2 protein-coding genes are annotated in these 1,527 nt (G+C 72.0%); both read left to right on the plus strand.

Annotated elements, in window-relative coordinates:
• Window positions 1–642, plus strand: a 642-nt coding sequence (uppS, locus tag G6024_RS03135) for a polyprenyl diphosphate synthase (protein WP_159147984.1), incomplete at its 5' end; no start/stop codon positions are given.
• Window positions 642–1,334, plus strand: a complete 693-nt coding sequence (locus G6024_RS03140) for an MOSC domain-containing protein (protein ID WP_194307216.1) — start codon at window positions 642–644, stop codon at window positions 1,332–1,334. The genes uppS and G6024_RS03140, both read left to right, overlap by 1 nt.
• Window positions 1,335–1,527 lie beyond the last annotated feature (193 nt).

Here is a 1,527-nt window from a genome sequence, read left to right on the forward strand (position 1 = left end):
GGGTTCACCGACGTCGCGCACGGTCACCGGGCGGGCGCGGTGAAGATCGCCGAGATGCTCGGGTGGTGCGACGACCTCGGCGTGGACGTGGCCACCATCTACCTGCTCAGCACGGAGAATCTCGGCCGCGACACCGAGGAACTCGATGAACTGCTCCAGATCATCGCGGACGTGGTGGACGAGATCACCGGCCCGGGCAAGAACTGGGAGGTCCGGATCGTCGGGCGTCTCGAGGTGCTGCCGGAGTGGCTCGCCGATCGACTGCGCCGCGCCGAGCAGGTGAGCAGAGGCCGGCCGGGCGTCAAGGTCAACGTGGCGGTGGGCTACGGCGGCAGGCAGGAGATCGCCGACGCCGCCCGCGAGCTGGTCCAGGAGCTGATCGACAAGGGCTGCAGCGGGCAGGAGCTCGTCGACGCGATCACCGTCGACGGCATCGGCGAGCACCTCTACACCTCCGGCCAGCCCGACCCGGACCTCGTGATCCGCACCTCCGGCGAGCAGCGACTGTCGGGATTCCTGCTGTGGCAGAGCGCGTACTCGGAGATCTGGTTCACCGAGGCGTACTGGCCCGCGTTCCGCCGGGTGGACTTCCTCCGGGCGATGCGCGAGTACGGAGCCCGCAACCGTCGGTTCGGTCAGTGATGGCCGGCACGGAAACCGAGCGCGCGCCGATCACCGTGGGCGAGGCGTTCACCGTCCGCGCGGTGTGCGTGGTGGACCAGCTGCTCGAGGTGCCCGGCCGGGTCGGCGTCACCGCGATCGACAAGCGGCCGGTCGACGGTCCCGTCCAGGTGCGCGAGTACGGCGTCCACGGCGACGTCCAGGCAGACCGCCAGCACCACGGTGGCGTGTGGAAGGCCGTCTACCTGCTCTCGGAGTCCGACGTGGAGCAGTGGGAGCCCGAGTTCGGTGGCCCGATCCCGCCGGGGTACTTCGGCGAGAACCTCCGCGTGGCCGCGGTCGACACCTCGCAGTTGCAGATCGGCACCGTGCTGGAGGTGGGCCGGCTGCGCATGGAGGTCACGACGCCGCGGATCCCGTGTCAGACCTTCGGCCATCACGTGGGCAAGTCCCGCTGGGTGCGGCGCTTCACCGAGGGTGGGCGCCCGGGTGCGTACGCGCGGGTCCTCACCGCGGGGCCTATCGCGGCCGGGGATGAGATCCGCGTGGTCACCGTGCCCACGCACGGGGTCACGATCGGCAGGGTCTTCGCCGGGGTCGACGACGACGAGGCCCGGCGGCTCCTCGACGAGTACGCGCCGGCCGACCTGGCGCCCAGTCTGGTCCGGAAGCTGGATCCGGCGACCGACGACAGGCCCGCGGACGACGACTGACCGGGCTTGGGCCCGCACGGGGTGGCTCGGCCGCGGAGTCGCTCAGTCGCGTGGCTCGGCCAGGTGGTCCCACACGTCGCCGGCGGTCGACCACACCTCGTGCGCCTCGGTCTCGGCGACGTCGGGCAGTCGGAACGCGCCGCCGCCGCCGGCCGAGGTCGCCACCAGCGTCACCAGCCCGGCCCGGCGCTGG

Source organism: Dietzia maris, from assembly GCF_014144855.1.
GTDB classification, from domain to species: Bacteria; Actinomycetota; Actinomycetes; order Mycobacteriales; family Mycobacteriaceae; genus Dietzia; species Dietzia kunjamensis.